Below are 23,894 nucleotides of genomic sequence, written 5' to 3' on the forward strand. Positions count from 1 at the left end.
ACGCACTATGTCAAACTCCCATCCTATCATCGAAGCCTCACTCGAAGGGCTCATCGGCCCCACCCACAATTACGCCGGCCTATCCCCTGGAAATGTCGCATCGCAATCTAACAAAGACCTCACCTCTCACCCCAAAACCGCCGCACTTCAAGCCCTCAATAAAGCAAAATTCCTTCTCGACCTTGGCATCCCGATCATTGTCTGCCCCCCCCAACCGCGCCCCCGAACAGATATCCTTCGCACCCTCGGTTTCCTCGGCACAGATAAACAAATCATCACCGAAGCTCACAAATCTTCCCCCCATCTGCTGGCCGCAATCTATTCTGCCTCCGCCATGTGGACTGCCAACGCCGCCACCGTCACCCCATCCCCCGATACCACCGACCAACGCGCATATTTCACCCCAGCCAACCTCACCTCCAACTTCCATCGCTCACTAGAAACAGCACACACTGCACGCATCCTCAAACAAATCTTCTTTAACCCCGACCATTTCCATCACTACCCGCCTCTTCCTTCCTGTCCAGCCTTATCCGACGAGGGCGCCGCCAATCACACCCGTCTATGCGCTGATTATACCTCGCCCGGCCTGCACCTCTTCACATACAACACAACAACCAATCCTCACCACACCCAAACTGGCACCTCCAAACTAACAATTTCTGAAGGAACTGACAGGCAATCTCTCGAAGCCTCCCACGCTGTCGCACGCCAGCATCACCTCACCCCCGAACGAACCCTCTTCATCCAACAGAACCCGAAAGCCGTCAATGCGGGCGTTTTTCACAACGACGTCATCGCCACCGGCAACCGCAATCTCTTCCTCTACCATGAAGCCGCCTATTTCAACCCCGACATCAACCAAACCATCACAAACGCTTACCAAAACCTCTCTAACCAACCGCTGCATATGTTACAAATATCCGAGGAGCTGCTCCCCCTCAACGATGCCATCGCTTCTTACTTCTTCAATTCACAGCTTATCTCACCTAAATCTGCTCCCCATTCGCAAATCCTCATCGCCCCTCAGGAAGTCAAGCAAACAACCACCGCCCACGCCCTTGTCAACCAACTGCTTGATGACAAAATACTATCTTCCGCTCACTATCTCGACGTCCGTCAATCCATGCAAAACGGCGGCGGCCCCGCATGTCTACGTCTCCGCGTCCCTCTCTCCGATCATCAATTCAATCATCTACACACCCCCGCAATCCTCACACCCGCACTCTACCAAACCCTCACCAATATCATCACCGATCACTACCCCGAAACCCTCTCACCTGACGACCTCGCCGACCCTTCCCTGCTCACTTCCGCACTAAACGCGATAACCCACATCTACAACGCGCTCTATCTATCGATTAGCTGATTATCTTTCAGCCATGCCTCATCAAACCAAACCTTCGTTTCCAGCGGCTCGTACAATTCGCGATCAATCACCTGCTCCTTCTTATTCAAATTCACCCGTACCTCTAACAGCACACGATTGCCTTGCATATACTGACAACCAACCGCCGACATATTCCCCCAAAACTTCGTCGCAATACCCTTTCCCTCCAAAATCGGCCGCAACTTCTCAAATTCCCGACCCAATTCATACATCCCTAATTTCACACCTTCATATTTTTTCCCATACCGCCACGCCCACCACAGCTGACCCGCCGCACCACGACTAATCGACTGATAGAACATATTCCGCATCTCCCAATACTCCGGCTCACGATTATCCGTGTTACCAAAGTCCGCCATACTAAACCCCTGCGGCACAACCCAAACGCCTTCCTCCCGCGCCCACACACTCGAACTACGCTTCTCCTGCCACGCTAACCCAATCATCTCATTCACCACACCAATCCCAAATCGACTCCCTCCATTCTTCAAGAAAAATGGATACGGGTCAGGCATCAAAATATCCGCACACGCGCCATACTCACGCAAACCCGCCGCAGTATTATTAACCAAAATCGATGGATGGTATGGATCCTCCTCACGCACTATTTCTCGAACCTTTCTCAGTCGATCCACCCGTGCGGATTTCAACTCCGGCTCATCTGCGATATACCAAGCCAATAACGCTTCATGATCTCTCAACCGCGCAACCAGCTCTCTAATCCCGCGTTCTTCCTCTTGACTAAGCGCGCGCTGCAAAGCCGACTCACTCACCATCTCACGATCCGGATACACATAAATCACAACCTTCATCCCCAATCCCGCCAGCTTGTCCAGCTTTCGCTTCTGCTCCCCCAAATCATCCATCGCGATCTCATAATCCATCAACGTATTACAACCTGTCTCCTTCGCTTCTTCCCAATCCGCCTCCGGAACACTGTACCAACCAAACGGGTAAAAACGTTCGCCATCAACCTCCAACTGTCGCCCGCGCATCCGTACCAATGACCTCTCCCCATCCAACCATCTCACCCGCCGCTGCTCCATCGCAACCTCACGACCTTTATACAGCAATCGCCCCTCAATCACCCGCTCTTGCCACTTCTCATCTCCATCCGCAAATAAATACAAATATCGCCATGCCCCATCATCCTTAAACCACTTCGCCTTCACCTCTTCACCAGCCGCATCACTGAGCTCAAACGCAAATTCAAAATTCCTATCATCTTCAATCCCCCAAACGTGATTCTTAACTTCCCAATCCAATTGCGTGCCAAAATCATCCGGATAAAGCACATCTTTCGTCTGTATCGCAAACGCGCCCCGCCCACCCTTAACGTTCACAAAGGTTCGCCTGACAACCCGATCACTTAATCTGTCATCACCATCCCCCGCCTCACACCTGATCTCAATCTCGACCCGTCGCCCCACCTCACCTTCTTTCAAATCAAACCAGCCCGCCCATTCACCATCCTCGTAATCCAACCTCACCCACTCACCCGCCTGCGTTCCCCCATTACTTCCCTCACGCTCACGCAACAAACGGCCATACACCACATACTGCCGATCATCCCTTCCCTCATCAAGCCTCATCCCCACTCTGACTTGATTCCGTGCCCCAACCTTATTGATCAACCATTCTTTCTTAACCCAGCGCCGCGCCTCCGGCTCCTCCTCAAACCCACACCAATACGCCTTTAAATCCAATCCACGAAAACCAATCAACGAATACTGACGTGGCTCTAAAAACCTTTTCAACTGACTCGAACTACTTACCTCCCACGCACCACCCGCGTAACGCTCTCGCGCCACATTCAATTTCCAAACTCCCTGCCACTGATCTTGCCGCTCAATATCCGACTCATTAATTCCCAAACTCGAAATCGGTATGGCCATCTCCACCCCCCACCAATCCTCACCCACCTCACTCGCGACCTCCAAACCAATACAATCCCACGCTTTATTCCCCATATACCCGCCCTGTGTCCGTGAATCATCAAACACAACCCCCTTGCTATTCACAATAAAATGAAAATACTCCCCCCAACTCCCCGGCTTCCCCAACATTAATTCAACACAATCATCAACATTAATCTCCCCATCGCGCACGTCCTTACTCGCCCGAATTCCCTCAACATTCGGCTCATCACATCTCACACCCACATATACATATTCCTCATCAAAGCCTATCTTGTACTTAGTCCCCGCCCACACATCTTCATCAGCCCCCTGCTTCTGCATCTCGACCCGTTTCTCATCAACTCTCACATCCTCTTGATAAACCCAAAATCCCTCTCGCCACACAACACCCTCCCAACCCGCATCACCTTCAACTCGGCCATCAATCGCCACCCTCACGCGCCCCTCCCCCGCCTCCATCCGCTCAACCAAATCAATCTGCCTGTCGCGATACCTCATCTTCCACAAATTCGTCGGATGCATACCCAACACATCTTCATCGGCATCAATCCCAATCTGTTGAACCGTTCGCCGAATAGCCTCAGCCTCTTCGCGCACATCGCGTTCTTCGCCGCCGCAACCCGCAACATTCAGCATCACCACACCCCCCAAAACAGCAGTCACCTTCAGCAGCTTTTTCATCTCAGCCTGGCATCCTCTCATCGTCAAATATTCATGACCTCTCAACCGAGCATCCCCATTCTATAAAGAGCATTTTGTGTGACCATTCACAGGTTGAGCATTGGGTCGGTCACATGAAACGAAGGTATTTAACCGATCCTTCACTGCCGTCATGCATTGGCAAGATCAATGGGTATTCACGCAAACTGTTCTAGAGCAGATTGCATGAATACTTGCCGTATAAACAGAAACACCATCAACAGCAGATTCACTTCGATAAGCATTCAATCAATACGTAACGACCAACTAGTCAACACGGAAAGCAACTACGAAAAACGCTCTAGACCACATCACCCTACACACTCATCATACTTCTAGCGATCGATTTCGCCGACCTCAACTTACCTTCGTGCGCACACTTTGTGAGCCTCAACCGCGCGCACAGCAAGATTTCTGTCCATTCTCTACTCAAAACCGAATAGAGTTTAGGATTTTTCGTTCTTTTTCTGCAAAAACCGTGGAAAATCACTCATTTTCTCAACCCTGCAACTCAACCCCACCATAGCTCATAAATCTTTCAATGGATTGGATTTATATCCAATATTATTCGTGCGCACACAAACTTTGCGCACAATCAATCCATCAAATGAACCCATAGATCTCACCACTTAGCAGCCATCGACAGCAACCTTGAGATCCCCTCCGATACTGATACAATTCGTTCTTCTACAAGAGTCTGCGCTTTATTGCAGGTTCACGGAGAGGTGGCCGAGTGGCTGAAGGCAACGGTTTGCTAAATCGTCGTACGGGTTCTCCTCGTACCGCGGGTTCGAATCCCGCCCTCTCCGCTTAATTCTCTTAACCCCTTGTTTTACAAGGGGTTTTGTTTTGCGCTCCCGGAAGTTTTGCCCACTTTCATTCCGCAAGTTTTCTCCTTTAAATTGCATTTGATTGCACAAAAATGCACCAGATTGGCCGAGAAGCGCACCATACGGCGCACCACTCTGCTCCTCATTTTCATCCAATCCACCCCCACAACCTCCCCCCGTCCCATCCGGCTCTGGCTCATCATCCCCGCCCATATATTCCTCAATCCACATCGGCTCATTATCAACCTGTTCAACTTCCCGTTTTGCCAAATGCTTAATCACATCCTCTGCATTCACTTTCATAGGCGCAGACACACCCATATCGCTCATGCTTGGGATTTGGGTTAGAGCTTCTTGTACTTGCCCGTCTTGCAAGTGTGTGTAGTGGTCGAGGGTGAGCTTGATGTTGCAGTGGCGGGCCATTTCCTGTGCAACTTTAGGGTTCACGTTGGAAGAACTCAGCAAAGTGATATAGGTGTGGCGTAGGCAATGGAAGTTGAGAACTTCGCCTTTTTCGTTTTCGTATACGATCCCTGCGCCTTCAAAATCTTTGCGGAAGCGTTTGGCTACATTCGACTTACTCGGCATATTGAACACGGGTTCATCGGGTAACAACGTGGCGATATGTCTCCGTAGTGGTTCGATCAAATCGGGGTGTAATTGAATGCGGTCGTGCTTACCTCGCTTGGAAGTTTTGGCATGGATGCATACGGTGGGCGGATTGCTTGTCAGATCGAATGATGAGCGTGTGAGGCTGGCGAGTTCGCTTGAGCGCAAGCCGGTATACATGGCGACCAGATACAGCAGCTTACGTTCTGCGGGCTGCATTTTGGATTGTTTGTGTTTGGATTGATTATCTAACCACTTAAACAGCTTGCCGAGTTCATCCGTTGTCATGGCTCGGCGTGGGGTTGCGTCTATGTCCGGATTGAGTTTGCTAAGGTGTTCAACGGGTGAGCTTGTGGCTCTGCCCTCGCGGATCACCCAGCGGCAAAATTGCTGCATGGCCTGCATGTAAAAATTGCTGGTGCGTGTTGTGATGCCTTTGATGGTTTTGATTGACTGGTTGCCTTCTGCATCGGTTGTTACTTCGCGGGCTGGTTGCCTGAGTTTATATAAGAAATTTTCAATCGTTGAGGGAGTGATTTGTTGATACGTGAAGAAGTCGCAGCCTTCAATGATTCGTTTTAAGCGGTTGTATGTTTGCTCGGCGTAGTTGCCGCGTGTGTTCTTGGCAATCAAATGTTGCTTGTAATCCTTGATGTGCTGCATGAGCGATTCGCTTGCTGCAATGTATTGCCTGCCAAGTAAATTTTCTTTGGCAAGTTTCTTGCGTAACTTGAGCGGCAAGCATTCGAGCCAATCTTGCAATTCAGCATTGGGAGGTAAATTTGTGATGCGGTATTGCACCAGCATTTCTAATTTACGTAGTAAATCCTCGGATCGTTTCTTATCACTAAATGCTGCCCACCTGCAATTTACGCCTTCGTGGTTCGTGAAACGAATATAGTAATTTGCGGATTCAACAATTTGCCCCGCCTTATTCTTTCTTGTTTTCTTAAAAATTGCCATTGCTTTACTCAATCCTCTTTATTTACGCCGGAATGCGTATTTTTTATCAGACAACCGTTTTCTTGTTTCTATGTAACGATGCAGTAAATTGCTTATTTGGGTTATTGCAATTCCAGTACTGCGTTATTCGTTGCTGAGTAAATATGCTGTAAGTTGTTTCGTATTTACTCAGTGCTTCCGTGTTTCTTTGAAGCGTGTTACTTAACAGTTTTCTGTTTCCTTGTTTTTTACTTTATAGCCTGAAAACTCATTTGGTTTTGTTTACTGTTTTTTTCATACTCATGATGAGCGTTTATTCTTTTTCTGCGTGCTACGCAGTAAATTACTTGTGCTTCAGTCGGCCTTGCCGTATGCCAGCAAGCTACGTAATTCCCGATTCATAACATGGGAACAAGCAAATTACGTAGCTGCTAGCTTTACTGGCTTAGTACCCTACGTACCCTTCATGCCCTATCGCTTCACGGGCTAGGACGGAAGGGACGGTAGGGCACGTTTCTAATGCAGGTATGTACTCGGTATTTGGCGTTACTTGTAGCAAATCCAAATCTTGCTGCGTAATGGTTTGTTGCTGCGTTTCTTGCTTGGGTAAATCAAGGTCAAGACCATAGTTTTGCTGGATGCGCTGGAAATCTTTGCGTGAGATATTGTTGTAAATACGTTTGCCGTTGGATTTCTGAGTGGTGAGACCATACGCCTTGAGAATGGATGCGGTTTTGCGTGGTGTGATGCGATCGAATGTTTCTGCTTCATCAAGCCTTGCGCAATTGATGATTTCCTGTGCGGTTGGCGCGATTGTCTGCGTAAGGATCATTCGTGCAGCAATACGCAATAGCGTTGCATCAATGTCGGTAGCTTTGTCTTGTTTGCCTTGCTCGTGGTTGTAATAGGCAAAATCAAGCACGCCGGCGTGTAAATCCGCTACGCCTTGCGATTCAAAGAAGCTGGCAAGTGATAGTAGTGGTTGCCATAGCTCGTAATCTCGGCCATGCAGATTGGGGCATACATCGGTGCGTTTTGCTAGCTGCAACCATACAACGCCTTGCTCAAGTGTTAATGTATGTAGCTTGTCGCGTGCCTGTTGCCAATGTTTGGCTTGCTCATCTATGCGGCGCTTATAGCATTGCGAATCTTTGCCCGCTCGAAACATCATGATTCGGATACATCGCGTGGATAGCGCGTGTGGCAGGCCTTCAATACATGCAAGTGCTTTGGGGCTGTAGACGTTAAACTCGCGTGAAGCGTGGTTATCACCTTCGCAGCGTGCGGCCTTGCCGTCTTTCTTGTAGCCTGCTAGCAGGATTGAGCGAAGTTCGCTTACTTCGGGGGTTCGCTCTTGCATGCGTTCGGCTTCATCAAGCAGTAACGTGCCGCCTTGCTCGTCTAACTGTCTGAATAATGGGGCGGGTGTTGTGTTGGATACGTTCATGGGACGATAGACAAGCCTGTTTAACACTTCAAATACACGCGATTTACCCGAACCGGCGGGGCCATTGATATGCAGGTACGGCGTTGCTTCCCATGCACCATAAATGTGGGTATGCATGATCCAGAGCGTAAGCGTGTTCACGATGCCTTCAGCCTGATCGTGATTAAAGTCGATATAGCGCGTGATTAGATTGTGTACGGTATTGAATGTTTCGGTGGGGTCGTTTTGCGTGCCTGCTTCCAGCCATTGCTTGCGTGCCTTGGCTGACCAGCCAGATGATTTTGCTATGGCTGGGGGCGATGGGAAGGGATGGAAGTAATAGGTTGTTCCTGCTGGGGTTTGCAGGGTTGTATCGAGCTTGGAGACTTCACGCGATCCATCGGGAAACTGCTGGTATAGCTGCCATTGCCCGATGGGTTCGCCTTCCTGTGTGGTGATGATGGGGATTGTGAAGGCTGCAATATTTTTTTGAATGATTTGGTTGGGACGAATAATGTAACGCGGATCAACTTCATTCAAGTGATCGTGTGATTGATCCTGCTTGTTTGTTTGCTGACTGACTGCGTAGTTAATGAGTTGTTGGTTCAGCTAATTTTGATTCATAAATTGATTGAGTTTGTATGCTTGCCCCACAAAACGCTTACACTGATTAGCATTTGATAGTTGTCCATCGTTTTATTCTCTCCTGTTTTTGCACCTGCCTACATGTTTATGCCACCTTTAACCTGCTTTGAAAATTGATTCTTCATTGATTTATGTTGTTTTTTACTTTTTAAAAAGGGATTGCAGTCATCGCCTTTAACTGCAATCCCGTCCCCCCCCTCATTCCGCCCCCGTCCGATTCGACCTTAGCACGATTGCTACCTATAGCCCTGCCATTGTTTGGATTCTGGCATTTGCCCCCATTGCCTCAAATTGGGTGCGCCCATTTCCAACCACTTTTCAGTTCCTCTTGAATCCAACGAATTTGCCTTTCATCTTTATGGACAAAAATGATTTACGATCTTGCTAACACACAAAAACAATTGACCACATGAAATTAAAAAATCAATTAATTTCTTAGCCATCTCTACAACTTCCTTTTGATTTAGTAACCGACCATAACATCCCAATCCGCTCACACCGTTAGACATACACCTGTCTCCTTTCAAATAACTATTAGAAAACCTTCCCAGCCCATACCGTATGGGTTGCTCACGTGTTTTCTAAATTTTGTTTTATCCTTGCCTCTTGAATGCTGGTGCAATTTGCTACATGCTCTTGCACTCTTCCTCAATCATTGTGTATAGGTTATGACATTAGCCCGCTCACAATGGACAACTTTTTAGTCGACTTCAGATTTTTTTTCACAATCTATATTGCTATTGCTCCGCATTGCCCGTTTCAAACGGATTCAACCCCTTAGCTGCTAGGGCTCATAAATCATGCCCTTTTCCCACTGATTTAGATATAGCCTATCAAACGCAGCCGCATAACATGGAAACATCGCATGAAAATTCGTCTTAGCTCCTTAAGGTTGCCGTTGTAAGTACGTCCCTTTCTTCATTGATAAATACAAGTTATCACACGACACCCCCTGAGAATGGAAACATCGAGTAAGTTTTTTTGACTACAGGCAGCGTAATGTCAGTTTGGCGGAATTAGTTCTTTGAGCGTATCCCATCGGCCTACTGCTTGAAACAGAATATGCTTGATCTCTGCTTCACCTGCGCGGTCGATGAAGTTTGCTGTGTGCGTAGGCAGTTCGGGCAAGTTATCGAGGTCGGGCAGATCGTCACCGATCATGTCGAGAAGAAAAAGAAGCTTGAGGTGAGAGATGGTTGCGGGTGACAGTGAAGAAGAAGCTGGCTTGGCTGGAGGGGCATTAAGAATACGGGTGATTTGGTCGGCGTGGATTTGCTGAAAAGGGTTTGGGACGTTGTCGCAATGAATCTTGACATTCTCGCCACAGTTCGGACAGAAAACGAGGTGTAACATGGCTGTGAACCTCCGGCCTATCGCACAAGCAGGCGCATAAAAAAGGGGTGCTGTTTGTGTGTCTTACAGAGAGGCCTACCACAGCCCACACGTGAAACACGACAAGACAGCACCCTATCCGGGTGCGTGATTCTTGCGCGTTCACGTGTTAGAAAAGTGGTAGTTTCTCTGTAAACGCAGCAAGTTCTACGCAGAACTTACTTTTTCAGTTGTCGGCAGCCATGAATGAGCATGCGTGCGGGGAAATACCGCGTAGCCGCCATTCGTGGCTCCAATACATATTATGGCATAAACATAGATATGTGTGAAGAATGATATTGAGCAATAGATAATGGCCAAAGCATTTTGCAGCTTTGGCCATTTTATTTTCATTAACCCAACTCGATCTATAGCTTAGAAAAGCAAGTTTAAACCTACAGTGAGGTTCTGTGTCTTCAGGCTGCTACGATGTTCATATGAGTAATCGAGGGATGCTTTGAGTTTATCGCTTATTTGATAATCGAAGCCTGCACCGAATTCGATTGCGACTTTATCAGCTTCGATGCCAGTCGTTTGGAATGGTGTTGAGCCGAATGCTTGGAAGGTTGACTCGACTGTTGGTGCATCGTTTGTGAAGTCATATTTATAGAGCAATAGGCCATTGAAGGTGAGTTGATCATTATATTGATATTCAGCTTTTGCCCCCACGGTTGCTGTAACAATATCGCTGCTGAATGAATCCACATCTAAACCCAAGCTACCCGCATTCGATTCGGAGTAGGACTCTTGCGTGAAGTAGGTATAAGCTAATTGAGCGTTAGGCGTAAATGAGATTCGACCATCATTGAAATTCATTTGATAGCTTGTGCCAATATAATTGGTGAATGAATGTGAGAGGACATCGTTAGCTTCTGCGGTTCGGTTGAGCGCTGTTTCACGTTCATAATCTGACATGCCGAGTGTGTAAATAGAACCGGCTTCATACTTGAATTTTGATGGTTGATAGGCAAAATAAAGACCTGCGGTAAGTGCATCTAGCTTGGTTGAGCTGTTTGAATTGTGTGTATCTACGTCGGCATTAGCATAACCGAGAGCGAACCCGATGAGTGCATTTTCACTTTGACGGTCAATGCCGACGAGGGAACCGACGGCGGTGGAGCGGTAGCCGAGGATATTGTCTTGATCATCCTGATCGGTATAGCTACCGAAGGCCGATGTCCATACTTCGTAGCCATCCTGATCGCGTAATGACGGGCCAGACAGCAGCAGGGCGTAAGTATCACTGTCTGCTTTAGTGGCGGCATTGGCGAGACCACTGGATCGGCCGGTGAATTTACCGACAACGCTTATCGCTGCACTGGTCGTGGCATTGGCAGTAGTGAGCGATGACTGAGGCCCGATCTTGTTAAGTTCTTCGCGAAGCTCATCTTCAGTCATGTCCTGAAACTGGTCGAGGATGTCCTCGAGGTCGTCGCCGTCAGCGAGCTGGTCGAGGGCATTTTGTAGTGAAGTTGCAGCGTTAAATGCTGTGCCGTTGGCAAATTCCTGAAGATCGGCAAATGTTGAAGCTTCAATAAGAAGGTTATTGCCGTCGAGAGAGAGTTTGCCTTTGTAGTCAATGAGTGCTGTATCGAGGACATTGATGAGATCTGCGACGTCTCCGGAGCTGTCAATGGTGATGCCGGTGTCTGTCGTAACCAGGGTAAAGGTGGTGTCCTCAATCAGCACACCATCAAGTTGCGTTCTAATGATTGCGCCTTCGGCGAAGGTTACATTGCCAGCATTGATCGTATCAGTTGTGCCGTCAGCAGAATGGAGGTTGAAGAAGAGACCACCACCAGTTTCGACATTGAGGTTTTCGGTTTGGAGGTTGCCGTTGGTAGCGAGAAGGCCATGCTGAATGTCGATGGTAGTCAAGGTGTTAAGTTGTTGACTGCCATCATCGGCGGCATCGAGGAGGTTGAGGGTCCAAACTTCATCTGTGGCCGAGGTGGTGCCGATGTCTTGCTGAATAACGAGGGTTTCGATGCCGTAGAGGTTGTGATTGAAGGTGCCGGCACCTTGGAGGGTGAGCGTGTCATCGGTGGGAAGATCGCCGGGGCCGGCAGTGTTATCGTTATCACCGAGTCTGATGTCGCCGATGATGTTGGCACCGGATGAGAGGGTAACAGTATCGTCGGAAGCTGCACTACCAGACCAAGCGGAGCCATCCCAGCTTTCGGTGGTAATGGCGGCGGCGTGGCCATCTATGTCGGTGGCGGTAGCGGAGATGGTGCCGGTGATGTTCTGAATGCTGAGCGATGGGGCAAAGATGCCGTAAACGTTGTCAGTACCTTGAGCGGCGATGGTGCCCGCAAAGTTGCCAATGATATTGATGTTACCACTGTTTGAGTAGAGGCCATAGACATCACTGCCAGTTCCTGTGACGTCGATATGGCTGTCGCTAGCGACGGAGCCGATGTTGATATCGCCATTTGCATAGAGGCCGTAAGCGAAGGATTCGTTTGATCCATTTGCACCGGCGTCGACAGTAATATCGCCTGCAAAAGCATTCGTGATATCGATATGACCATTGCTTGCATAAAGACCATAGACCCCGTGGCCAGTACCAGTGACAAGGATTTGACTCCCGCTATTAACAGAACCGATGCTGATGTCGTTCCATGCGTAGAGGCCGTAAGCGGCAGATTCACCTGACCCATTTTGCCCCGCATTCACGATAAGGTCGCCAGCGAAATCATTGGTGATATTAATATCGCCAAGCAGCGCATTAAACCCATATACGGAGTTGCCAGTTCCTGTGACGACGATCTGGCTGTCACTGGTGACGGAATCAAGGTTGATATTGAGTGTTGTATAGAGGCCGTTGGCGAAGGATTGGCCTGATGAATCACCGGCGTTGACGGTGATGTCGCCGGCAAAGGGGTTGGCGATGCTGATGTTACCTCCTGACACCATACCGAAGACAAAATTGCCGGTGCCGGTGATGTCAATGTGGCTGTCGCTGGAGACGGAACCGATGTTGATATCGCCATTTGCATAGAGGCCGTAAGCGTAGGATTCGTTTGATCCATTTGCACCGGCGTCGACAGTAATATCGCCTGCAAAAGCATTCGTGATATCGATATTACCGCTGTCTGAACGAATTCCGTAAACATTGGTACCGGTGCCGGAAACATTGATGCTGCTATCGGTGGTGATGGAGTCGGCAATGATGTCGTTCTGTGCATAGATGCCGTTGGCGAAAGATTGGCCTGATGAATCACCGGAGTTGACGGTAAGGTCACCGGCAAAATCGTTGAGGTTTACGTTGCCTTGGCTTGAGAAGATTGCATAGGTATGAGCCCCAGTCGAGTCAACCTGTAGCAAGGCGGTGTCGGAGAAGTTGAGATTCAGATCGTCTGTGCTGGTAGTATATATGGCATAAAAACCTGGCTTTATGGCGTTGATGGCAACCTTGCCGTCGAAGTTGACGGTGGTAGGCTGGTCAGTTTTGAGCCAGTCACTAATCGCTGGGTTGGTGAGGTCGACCAGATGGCTGCCGTTTGGACCTGCGCCGACGATATCTGCACCGATATCGACGGTGTAAGCTCCGCCACCAACGTTAATGTCATAGGGTTCGGTGCCGGAACCTATTTGATACTCAATATCAAGGGGGGCTGTGGCAACAAAACCGGCAAAAGCGGGGGCGGTGAGGGACATGCTGCAAAAAGCAGCAAGAAGGTACGATGTTTTAAAGGTCACAGGTGAATTCGTCATCAATGATTCCATGCAATAGAAATTTGAACCAATTGCATTGATGTCCAACTAACAAATCAAAGGCATTGGCATGAACATAGTAGAGATGCAAGTACAGACACAGGCTTGCTATCTGATCCTAGTAATATACCTTATTGTTACAGACTTATCACATAAGCATAAACTTATGGCTATAGCTGAAATTCGGTAACTTAAACAATAATATAGTTCGATCGCTTGTAAAAAATATGAATTGCATTGATGGGAAAACGTGAGTTGCTGATGACAATGATGTGTTGAAATAGAATCAATGCTATTACAGTATGGTAGAGTTGGCCTGTATGATGATGCTGATCAGAAACCCATCATTTCCTGAAATTCGACCAGATTCAGATATAGAAAAAGAGAAACGGTACAGATAACAAATTTTGGTCGAAAGCTATTCTGCGCACTCTACATTTTTTTGGTTTTATAAATTCTTTGTATTTCTTCTCTTATGATTCACCGAATGAGAGTTGCCAAATCGTCGTACGGATTCTTCTCGTACCGCGGGTTCGAGTCCCATCTCCCGCTTAATTCCCTTAATCCCTTATTTTCAAGGGTTTTTGTTTTACACTCCGAAGCAATTGTTCTCTTTCATTCTGCACGCGAACTATGTTTGGGAGTGCGGTAGATTTATATCAAAACAAAAAAGTGAGTCGAGTATGGTCTACTCAACTCACTTTACTTTCAATCGTTGCGATATCACTACTGCGTGCTTGGATTCCTTGCTTTTTTAGAACAGAAGATTTAAGCCTAAGGTCAGATTTTGAGTTTTTAAGCTGCTGCGATGTTCGTATGAATAATCACAAGACACTTTGAAACGATCGCTGATTTGATAATCCAGACCGGCACCTAACTCAATTGCGTTCTTGTCTGTTTCAAGTCCTGTGGTTTTGAATGGAGTTGAGCCAACTGATTGGAAGGATGACTCGACTGTGGGGGCGTCATTCACTAAATCGTACTTATATAGAAGCGAGCTGTTGAGGGTTAATTGGTCGCTGTGACGGTATTGGGATTTTATGCCGACGGTTGCGGTGATGATGTCGTTGTTGAATGAATCGACATCAAGTCCGAGGCTGCCGACGCCTGACTCTGAGTATGACTCTTGTGTGAAGTAGGTATATGAGAATTGAGCGTTAGGTGATAGTGAAATCCGGTCATCCTGCAATCTCATTTCATAGCTTGCGCCGATGTAGTTTGTGAATGTATGAGAAAGAACATCGTCTGCTTCGGCAGTCTGATTGAGTGGGACTTCACGTTCAAAGTCTGACATGCCTAACGTGTAAATCGAGCCGGCTTCGTACTTGATTGCTGAAGACTGGTATGCGGCGTAGAAACCTGCGGTGAGTGCGTCCAGCTCCGTTGAGCTGTTTGAGTTATTTGTATCAATGTCAGCGTATGCGTAGCCGAGTGCGAAACCGACCAGAACGTTTTCACCTTGGCGGTCAAGGCCAACGAGTGTGCCGAGTGCTTTTGATTTGTAGCCGTTAATTAGGCCGTCATCATCTTGCTTTGACAATGAGCCAAAGGTTGATGCCCATGCCTGGTAGCCATCTTTATCACGAAGGGCTGGGCCTGCGAGCAGGATCGGGTATTCGTTCGACAGACCTGATTGTGCAAGTGAGCTGCTGCGGCTCGCGGAGCTTGTACGTGAGGTGAGTTGATTTGTAACGCCAGTGGAGACATTGGAAGTTGCATCGGCAACACCAATTGATGCTTGCGGAGACAATTTGCGTACGACTTTATCGATTTCTTCTGCGTTGCTGAGAGTCTGCAGATGGGCAACGTAATCTTTGATCTCTTGGCCTACTGAAGCATTATTCAGTGCAGCCTGGAGCGATGTTGCGATCCCGTCGTTAGAGGATGAGGTTACAGAATCCAGTGATGTAGGAGTTGCTATGATCTGCTTCTTATCACTTGGTGATGCGTCATAGATTTCGTAGTCAATTAAAGCACTGTCTTTAATTGCGATGATTGCACCGTTGTCAGTGATCACATTTTCGGCATCAAGAATGGTGTATATTTTTTGTTCGAGGATTGCTTCGCCTTGCTGGGTGATAAGGCGTGAGCCGTCGGCAAGATTGATCGATTGTGCGGTGACGGTTGCATCATCGGTTAATTCAAAAATCATGCCTGCATTTGATGCTAGGTTCAAGGCTCCTGAGATCTCAACACCGCCATCAACCTTCAAGTAGCCGGTGTACACGTCAAGCTGGTCGACGGCTGCTTTTTTAGATAATTTCCAAGTGTTGGTTTCATGAATTGAGCTGATGATTGCAGCTTGTTTCTGTACAGCGTCCAAATCATCAAAGCCAACAATGAGTGAGACTGCGCTATTGACCTTGATATGCTCAATATTGTGCAGCGTATCGTTGTATGTCCCGTAGCCTTCGAGTGTCAGAATATCTGCCTCACCAACATCCTGACTGCCTAGATCAATATCACCAATGACGACTGCGCCATCCTTCAGTGTTAGTCGATCGTTGCCTGTGTGCGAGTTGATGGCATAATTGAAATTACCGTCGGTTGTTGTAGCTGCGATTGTTCCTGAGACAACGGTATCCAGAGTGCCATAAGAAGCAATGCCAATTGCTGCATCTTTTCCATGAACACGTATCGCACCACTGATTTCACCGATTGAGAAATCACCGCTACTGACAATACCTGCAGCAGCACCGAAAACATTTTCAGTGGCACCGGGTAATTCCAAACTATTTCCGCTATTGCTGTAACCATTTGCCTGCACACTGATCACACCTGAAACATTACCAATTATGAGGTGATCTTCTGATAGAATGCCGTATGCTTTTCGGTTAGCACCGACAACGATTTGACCATCAATATTGCCGACCGTTACAGACCCGCTGTCATCGTTATCATTTTCGCTTTGTAACAGGATGCCATAAGCTTCACTATTCAAGCCTTCAGCGATAGCGATTAGTGTTGCGTCCTCTGTGATATTATTGAGGTTGATCGTTCCATCATCTTTACTTGAGTATATTGCAGCGGATATCGCAACTGGTTCAGCAGTCGTGAGTGTTGCTGTTACTTGTGTAACTGGAGGAGTTTCCTCTGCTGCGCTAAATGTCAGCGTGTATTCAGATAATCCGATGGATGCATTGCCGTCGATTGTCATGATGCTTCCGTCAACCCCTATCGATCCAATTGAAATACTGTTCCCTGTACCGTTATAGACCACGGTACCGCCGCCACCGATGATGATGACGCCGCCACCTGTCCACGGAGGCAAAACGATGCCGGAATCTTCTTTGGGCTGGCCTGCGGCGTATGCAGAGATTGTGCCTGTAATATCGCCGTCAACAGTCAGGTTACCGTTGCTATGTAACCCATAAGCCCGGCTTGGATTGTCTCCGATCGGTGTGCCTAAATCGCCGCTGATTGCTTTGATCGTACCCCTGATACCAACTGTGTCATCGGAACCATTATCTTTGCCAATTTGCAAATCAGAATTAGAAGTATAGATTCCTCGCGCAGCGTAACCTGCACCGCTGACTGATTCGATAATACCTGAGATATCGCCGATTGATTGCGCCTTGTAGGAACTCAGCCCGTGTGCAGAGCCGGAACTTCGTGTAGCGATGGTGCCTGTGATATTGCCAACCGTCAGAACTTCGCCTGAACTCACTCCTGTTGCACCAATACCGCTGTCATCAACAATGATGGATCCTGAGATATCGCCAAGAATGAGATTATCGCTTGCGGATAAGCCACGACCATGGTGGCCGGTCTTCACATAAATTTGCCCAGCTACATCACCGATTATCATGGTGTCTTTAGCATAGATGCCGTTGCCAACCCCATATTCTACATCAGCAGATACGACAATAGTCGCATCTTGTGTGATATCACCCATCACGATATCGCCGTTTGAGAAGATGCCGGCTGCGCGGATCTTATTATTTTGGTGGCTATTAACGCCTTTGATGATGGCTGTTATCTTCGCTGAAACATCACCTGCAATACTGACGTCTTTGCTGCAATAAATACCCATCGAATCGTAGTAAGAGTAGGATCCATAAGATGGTGGATATTGCGTTTCACTGGTTCCTGATTCAGTATAGATTTCGCCGAGAATAGCGTTGGCATTGACAATGCCGAGGCTTTGAATGCCATATGCATCACCGCGGCCGGTGTTTTTCGCATACATGAAGGATTCGTTCGTGAATGTCGCGTTGACACCATCGGAATCGAATGAGCCACATGCTAATGCATTTGTCGTTGAATCCTCGATGATGTGCTGTTTGATCTCTGCGTTGTATGGTGCGGCATTAATGGATTGGCATAATCCCAGACCAGTCGACATCACAGTAAACGCACTCAAAAGAGTAGCTGTGCTATAGCGGCAGATATTATTCATGTATTGCTCCACGGATCGTTATGAATGGCAGGGATAAAGACCTGCGCATACAAGTCGGTTCATACTTAAAGCATGTTGTGACGGAAATAAATTTGAGCCCCGAATTGCATTGCGTGGCAATTGGATCACAGGCTAAAGAATGTTGAATATGCTACTTGATGTGCATGTCTATTGCGACTCTGACCGCTAATAGCCTGAGGTTTAAATACAGCACTTAAATTCGTATATAAACCAAACTACTGCCAATGGATCTCTGCGTTGCCGGCATCATCGAGCGTCATTCTTGGGGCGGCATCTGCGTAAACTGTTGGGTCTGGAACACCTGCCTGCATGAATGCTTCGCGGCGTTCGATACAGGTGCCGCAAGCGCCGCAGTGAATGCTACCGCCTTGATAACACGACCAGGTGAGTTCGTAGGGGACACCAAGTTCTTGGCCGATCTTCACAATTTCACCTTTTGTTTTATCAACGAAAGGGCGTATTAGTTTCACGATGTGCCAATCCGCAAGTTCAATCGCTTTTGCACATGCATCTGCAAACTCCGGACGGCAATCAGGATATATGGCATGATCGCCTGCGTGAGCGGCATAGGCGATATAAGTTGCTTGATTAGAAATCGCCCAACCGGCAGCAAGTGAGAGAATGATCATGTTACGGTTTGGAACAACCGTTTGCTTCATTGATTCTTCTTCGTAATGGCCAAGCGGCACATCAATATCGGGCTGTGTTAAAGAAGAACCCTGCATGAGATCATTCATGCAATGAAGGTCGATGGTTTTATGATGCTGGATACCCAAGTGTTGTAAGATTCTTTCTGCATAATCAAGTTCAACTTTATGTCGTTGCCCATAATCGATGGATAGTGTGAGCGTATCATGCCCCTCTGCTTGCAAGTAATACAGGAGAGTGGTTGAATCGAGACCGCCCGAAAAAGTCAGGACTGTTTTCGGACGTGCTGTTATTTGAGTTTGGTTTGGCGTGGACATCATACTTACCTCAATACATCATCAAATTTGCACGAACAAGCCATTTTAGAGTCTCGCGAGTCCAGCCACAAATATGCCATACAAAACACATAGGCTGGTAAACCTGTAGTGATGTCACAAAAGACAAGGTTTAATCCGATTAGATTAACCATGCAAACACAAAAACCGATTGTGATCTTAGCCATACATAGCAAACAGCCAATACTGCTGCATAAGATCGGTAGCATGGATTCAGATAATATCCTGAAACACCTCAACCAATGACGATGTTCTAGTCACGGTGTCAATGGATCTATATGGCCAGTCGATCAGGGGATACTTCGTGCCAAAAGAAAAAGGGCTTCATACACAAACTGCTAAAAATTACCTCGCGGGTAACATACATGATCAACTCGTGCAGGCATATGAATCCGTACGTGAGCAGACGAATAGGCTATACCTTTGTTTGGAACCGGAAGATTGCGTGGTGCAAACTATGCAATGCGTCAGTCCGATTAAATGGCACGCTGCACATACCAGTTGGTTTTTCGAACAGTTTTTACTTTTGCCTTATCTAAAAAACTATATTGCTTATAACGAGCAATACTTGTTTCTATTCAACTCATATTACAACGCTATCGGTCCTCAGCACTGCCAAGCCAGCCGGGGCTACCTATCACGCCCAACAGTCAATGAGGTAACTGCTTATCGTGGTCATGTTGATAACTATATAAAAAAATTAATTAAGACTGCATCAAAGAATAATATTGCTGAAATTCTCAGTCTGCTCATTGTCGGAATTAATCACGAACAACAACATCAAGAGCTTATCTTGACCGACATTAAGCACATTTTTTCAAGTAACCCACTCTTACCTGCATTTCCTGATATCAAAGGCACAGATACCAAAACTTTAGAATCACAACAGGACACACAGTGGATCAGAATTACGGACGGCGTATATAAAATTGGGCACAGCCATCCGAGCGCATTACGACAAGATGCAATCACCAAAACATCAGATCAAACGAATAAACTTAATAATCAAAGCATTAGGGCAATGCTAAATCGTGGATTTTGTTTTGATAATGAAAAACCTCGTCACAAGGTATACCTTCACGACGCGAGCATAGCCAGCCGATTAGTTACGAACGGAGAATACCTCGCATTCGTAGAGGCGGACGGATATGAGAACCCTGAATATTGGTTATCTTTAGGCTGGCAGTGGGTTCAAGCTGAAAAATATGAAAAGCCTTTATATTGGTTCAAAGAGAATGATCGATGGTATCAGTACACACTCATGGGTAAGCGTGAGTTAGACATCAACGAACCTGTTTGCCACGTAAACTATTTTGAGGCTGATGCATTTGCACGTTGGGCTGGCTATCGACTGCCAAGAGAAGAAGAATGGGAACTAGTCTGTGATAACATGCCTATAGAAGGCAACTTTCTCGAAAACCGCACTTATCACCCAAGCAAAAATATGGCCAACCATATGTACGGCAACTTGTGGGAATGGACATCTAGCCCATACGCACCCTATCCCGGTTATCAACCTGCAGATGGCGCATTGGGTGAGTACAACGGTAAATTCATGTGCAATCAAATGGTCTTACGTGGCGGATCATGCGCAACACCACGTGATCATATCCGTAAGACATACCGAAATTTCTGGGCATTAGAAACGCGCTGGCAATTCACTGGAATTCGTCTAGCCAAAGATCATTAATTGTAACTGGAATCGATTTGTATGCTACGAGTAATTAACTACGATCATCAATCAAGCGATCCTCTTGAAACATTAAAACATGGGCTAAACGCTGAGCAGAAATACTTGCCATGCGAATACCTTTATGATCATACTGGCTCGAAATTATTCGATGAGATTTGCCATTTACCTGAGTATTATCCAACAAGAACCGAAATCGGCATACTTCAGGATAACCTACCCTCAATCGCTGACGAACTTGGTCCAGATACAATGATCGCAGAACTCGGCAGTGGTAGCAGCAATAAGACTGAATTTCTACTCATGGGTTTGATCAACCCAAGTATGTACATCCCAATCGACATCTCAAGAAACCACCTAATCGAGTCATCATTGCGCATTAAGCGTGACTTTCCTAATATTGAGGTCGTGCCAATTTGTGCAGATTTTCATAGAAACATTAAGTTACCAATCCCTACCCGACATGTTGGAAAAACAGTCTTCTTTTTCCCGGGATCAACGATCGGAAATCTTCAGCCTCATGAGGCTACAAGTTTTCTTAACAGAATTTCAAGTATTGGTGGCAAAGATTGTGGTCTACTCATTGGCGTCGACCTTCACAAAGACAAACAAACACTTATCAATGCCTACAATGATAAGCAAGGAATCACAGCTCAATTCAATCTAAATATTCTCTCGCACATCAACAGCATGACAGGCAGCAACTTCAAACCAAATCAGTTCAAGCATAAAGCAATTTGGAATGAGCAATTGGGTCGCATCGAAATGCACTTGATCAGTCAATGTAAACAGATAATTAATTTTCCAGGTAGCAATATCACGCTAGAAAAACACGAAACAATCCGAACAGAATATTCCTACAAGTATTCACTCGATCAGTTTGCAGATACTGCAAGCGCATTCAACGTTCAGCACGTCTGGACGGATCGCAACAATCTATTCAGTATTCAATATCTCACGAGTAAAAATCTACACTTACAAATGCAATACTCCCCGCAACAAATGCGTAAAGTATCTTAACTTCGAGATTCCAATCTCATTTACAGATAATTCATTGACGAAGTAGGTAGACATACTAATCGACTACGAACAACTAGGGCTTGCATGCTTTTCATTCTAAATACAAAATAAGCATCTCGGCTTAGCTAATAAATGAATGATCTCACTATCTTTCACATAATTTCGATCGTATCTCTAATCTATCAATAGAGTAACATCTGATACGTTTTCATATAAACAAAACTATACGTCAGCGCGATCGACACCATTTAAGGAGTTTGCAATGCCGAAGATCGTTATATTGTCCGGAATGAATATGGGGGACTGGTATAGTCTGACCGAAAGTTCATTAATCTTTGGTCGAGATGAAAGCCTTCTTGCCGAAATCAATGACTGCTTCGTGTCATTCAGGCACCTTAAGATCTCATTTGATCCACGTGATTCCGAATACTATATCTCAGATATGGGTAGCCGCAATGGTTTGATTATTAATGGACACCAGATCAAACATACTAAAAAACTGATCAAAAACGATCTGGTACAGATCGGTTACACCCTGATGATCTATACACATGAAAATCTCGATGAATACCGTGCTGTTGAGCGATTTACTGCACAAATGCGGGCACGATATCTCTCTCTCATCGATCAGCTTACGAGTAAGCGAGATCGTCTGTTAGAACAGCTCAACAATGGCACACACTCACAAAATGCCATTACGATTGCTGATAACCAATACTAATAAATCATGACCCATCTTCTGGCTTCTTCGATAAATCCCTCAATGTGATCACATATTCTAAATTCGCATTCTCTGGAATCAGCGGCTTGAATCCTTTTTCACCATACCCCAAATACGAGGGTATCCACACACGCCGCGTCTCATCTTTGGCCATGCCTGTCACCGCTAAATCTAAACCACGAATCACTGATCGATCCCCAATCACGAATACTAAAGGCTGATAGCCTCCCCCACGATCACTACTCATAAACGGCTCGTCTTCTCCGACAACTCGCGCAATAAACGCTAATTCCACTTTATCTCCCGGCTTCGTCACCCGGCCAACCCCCTGCCTTAACACATCAATATCAATACCCGGCTTAGCACTGATTAAGTGCACCTCACACATTAGAGTATTATCAATCGGTTCGTCATCCTCACGCTCAATTAACGTATCTCCCCTCATCACCTCGGGCGGCAGCACTAGCGTACGACGTTCTCCTGGATACATGCCATTGATCGCCTCATCAAAACCACGCGATGCGTCCCCCGACCACAACACAAATCCCACCGGCTTCTCTGCCTCAGAAGCTCCTACCGGCACGCCACCTGGAAGCCATGCGCGATACGCGATCTCCACCCAATCCCCTGCCTTTGCAGGTTCCCTATCCTCATCTCCTTTCACATCTATCCAGTATTTCACACCCGATGGTAAAACAACAAAGGCTGCATCATCTGCAGCCTCCTCACCTTCATCTATCTTTTGATTAGCCTGATCACTTCCCGGATCATCATCCGGTCCATCCCGATCAGTCGCCGCCATATAACCAATGAGCCGACCCGGCGAAGCTAACGCTACAGACTCAACACTCCGCTTACCCCATGACACATTCCCCTCCGTTCTTTCTTCAAGATCATTTGAATTCGGCGTCTCTGCATCAGGCCTTGAAGGCGCTTGTTCTGCTGGAACGACGATCTCCTCTTCAATGATTATTTCCTCGTACGTGTCGTTCGGTTCATTTAAATATTGATTAATTATCTGCTGACCATCAAACATCGAATACCAAACAATAAAACCAATAACTGCAAGCAACAATAAAAACGCAATCACACGTGCTGGCGAGAGCTTTCGTTTCTTTCCACGCGCATCATGTATCGCCGTCTGCAATTGCTGTTTGGCAAAACTCTCACCCTGATCAACCTTATTCATCAGGTTATCGTATCGTTGCTCGTCCTTCTCTGAACCCTTTCGCGTTGGCGCACCATAAAATCCTTCACCTGATGCTCGCTGCACCACATAAAAGATACGCTTCTCTTCATCACGGATCGCGCGGCCAACATCCTCGTCCCTCACCTTCACCGGCTTACCTGAAAACGGACTATTCACAACGATCGGCATATCGCACCCTCGTTTATCTACTTACAAACGCTCTCGCGTTATTAATCTTGATCTAAATGCATAATCGACTATACAGACAGTCTAGTATGCTTTTTTACGCCAATCCTACCCCTCATCAACCAATATTGTAC

11 protein-coding genes, 1 tRNA gene and 1 pseudogene are annotated in these 23,894 nt (G+C 46.8%); 5 read left to right on the top strand and 8 right to left on the bottom strand.

Annotation, left to right across the window (positions count from 1 at the left end):
- Positions 1-7 precede the first annotated feature (7 nt).
- Entirely contained in the window at positions 8-1,369 is a 1,362-nt protein-coding gene (locus KS4_RS16580) for an N-succinylarginine dihydrolase (RefSeq protein WP_145080829.1), read from the top strand.
- On the opposite strand, the gene KS4_RS16585 is transcribed toward KS4_RS16580, so the two are convergent.
- A complete protein-coding gene (locus tag KS4_RS16585; RefSeq protein WP_145080832.1) occupies positions 1,351-3,990 on the bottom strand; it encodes a hypothetical protein in 2,640 nt (879 codons plus the stop codon). The two genes, KS4_RS16580 and KS4_RS16585, sit on opposite strands and share 19 nt — an antisense overlap.
- A 737-nt stretch (positions 3,991-4,727) precedes the next feature.
- Here KS4_RS16585 and KS4_RS16590 point away from each other — a divergent pair.
- Positions 4,728-4,817: transfer RNA gene (locus KS4_RS16590), tRNA-Ser, on the top strand.
- Between the two features lie 399 nt (positions 4,818-5,216).
- Here KS4_RS16590 and KS4_RS18190 read toward each other — a convergent pair.
- From KS4_RS18190 to queC, 6 genes and pseudogenes are all read right to left on the bottom strand, one after another.
- Positions 5,217-6,410, bottom strand: a pseudogene (locus KS4_RS18190) (tyrosine-type recombinase/integrase); the annotation flags it as partial.
- A 424-nt stretch (positions 6,411-6,834) separates the two neighbouring features.
- Positions 6,835-8,355 carry a hypothetical protein gene (locus KS4_RS16600; protein ID WP_145080835.1) on the bottom strand — a complete coding sequence of 507 codons (1,521 nt, stop codon included), beginning with the start codon at positions 8,353-8,355 and terminating at the stop codon, positions 6,835-6,837.
- 1,107 nt (positions 8,356-9,462) lie between these two features.
- Positions 9,463-9,813, bottom strand: a complete 351-nt coding sequence (locus KS4_RS16605; protein ID WP_145080839.1) for a hypothetical protein — start codon at positions 9,811-9,813, stop codon at positions 9,463-9,465.
- Between the two features lie 393 nt (positions 9,814-10,206).
- Positions 10,207-13,551: an autotransporter outer membrane beta-barrel domain-containing protein gene (locus tag KS4_RS16610; protein WP_200761380.1), complete on the bottom strand. Its 3,345-nt coding sequence runs from the start codon at positions 13,549-13,551 to the stop codon at positions 10,207-10,209.
- Between the two features lie 754 nt (positions 13,552-14,305).
- Positions 14,306-17,950: an autotransporter outer membrane beta-barrel domain-containing protein gene (locus KS4_RS16615; RefSeq protein WP_145080846.1), complete on the bottom strand. Its 3,645-nt coding sequence runs from the start codon at positions 17,948-17,950 to the stop codon at positions 14,306-14,308.
- Between the two features lie 236 nt (positions 17,951-18,186).
- A complete protein-coding gene (queC, locus tag KS4_RS16620; RefSeq protein ID WP_145081791.1) occupies positions 18,187-18,936 on the bottom strand; it encodes a 7-cyano-7-deazaguanine synthase QueC in 750 nt (249 codons plus the stop codon).
- A gap of 322 nt (positions 18,937-19,258) precedes the next feature.
- On the opposite strand from queC, the gene egtB reads away from it, so the two are divergent.
- The 3 genes from egtB to KS4_RS16635 all read left to right on the top strand — a co-directional run bounded on the left by egtB (position 19,259) and on the right by KS4_RS16635 (position 22,385).
- The gene (gene egtB / locus KS4_RS16625) at positions 19,259-20,644 is read left to right on the top strand and encodes an ergothioneine biosynthesis protein EgtB (RefSeq protein WP_200761381.1); all 1,386 of its coding nucleotides are present in this window, start codon (positions 19,259-19,261) and stop codon (positions 20,642-20,644) included.
- A gap of 21 nt (positions 20,645-20,665) precedes the next feature.
- A complete protein-coding gene (egtD, locus tag KS4_RS16630; RefSeq protein ID WP_145080848.1) occupies positions 20,666-21,664 on the top strand; it encodes an L-histidine N(alpha)-methyltransferase in 999 nt (332 codons plus the stop codon).
- A gap of 262 nt (positions 21,665-21,926) precedes the next feature.
- Positions 21,927-22,385, top strand: a complete 459-nt coding sequence (locus KS4_RS16635; RefSeq protein WP_145080851.1) for an FHA domain-containing protein — start codon at positions 21,927-21,929, stop codon at positions 22,383-22,385.
- 4 nt (positions 22,386-22,389) lie between these two features.
- Here the strand turns inward: KS4_RS16635 and KS4_RS16640 are convergent, their stop codons facing one another.
- Positions 22,390-23,763, bottom strand: a complete 1,374-nt coding sequence (locus tag KS4_RS16640; protein WP_145080854.1) for an FKBP-type peptidyl-prolyl cis-trans isomerase — start codon at positions 23,761-23,763, stop codon at positions 22,390-22,392.
- Positions 23,764-23,894: the final 131 nt, after the last annotated feature.

It is taken from the genome of Poriferisphaera corsica (assembly GCF_007747445.1).
GTDB lineage: Bacteria > Planctomycetota > Phycisphaerae > Phycisphaerales > Phycisphaeraceae > Poriferisphaera > Poriferisphaera corsica.

What these genes read in the sequence shown, in the direction of transcription:
- KS4_RS16580 (WP_145080829.1), top strand. Translation starts at nt 8, where the DNA reads ATGTCAAACTCCCATCCTATCATCGAAGCCTCACTCGAAGGGCTCATC.
- KS4_RS16585 (WP_145080832.1), bottom strand. Translation starts at nt 3,990, where the DNA reads ATGAAAAAGCTGCTGAAGGTGACTGCTGTTTTGGGGGGTGTGGTGATG.
- KS4_RS16605 (WP_145080839.1), bottom strand. Translation starts at nt 9,813, where the DNA reads ATGTTACACCTCGTTTTCTGTCCGAACTGTGGCGAGAATGTCAAGATT.
- KS4_RS16610 (WP_200761380.1), bottom strand. Translation starts at nt 13,551, where the DNA reads ATGACGAATTCACCTGTGACCTTTAAAACATCGTACCTTCTTGCTGCT.
- KS4_RS16615 (WP_145080846.1), bottom strand. Translation starts at nt 17,950, where the DNA reads ATGAATAATATCTGCCGCTATAGCACAGCTACTCTTTTGAGTGCGTTT.
- queC (WP_145081791.1), bottom strand. Translation starts at nt 18,936, where the DNA reads ATGTCCACGCCAAACCAAACTCAAATAACAGCACGTCCGAAAACAGTC.
- egtD (WP_145080848.1), top strand. Translation starts at nt 20,666, where the DNA reads ATGCTACGAGTAATTAACTACGATCATCAATCAAGCGATCCTCTTGAA.
- KS4_RS16635 (WP_145080851.1), top strand. Translation starts at nt 21,927, where the DNA reads ATGCCGAAGATCGTTATATTGTCCGGAATGAATATGGGGGACTGGTAT.
- KS4_RS16640 (WP_145080854.1), bottom strand. Translation starts at nt 23,763, where the DNA reads ATGCCGATCGTTGTGAATAGTCCGTTTTCAGGTAAGCCGGTGAAGGTG.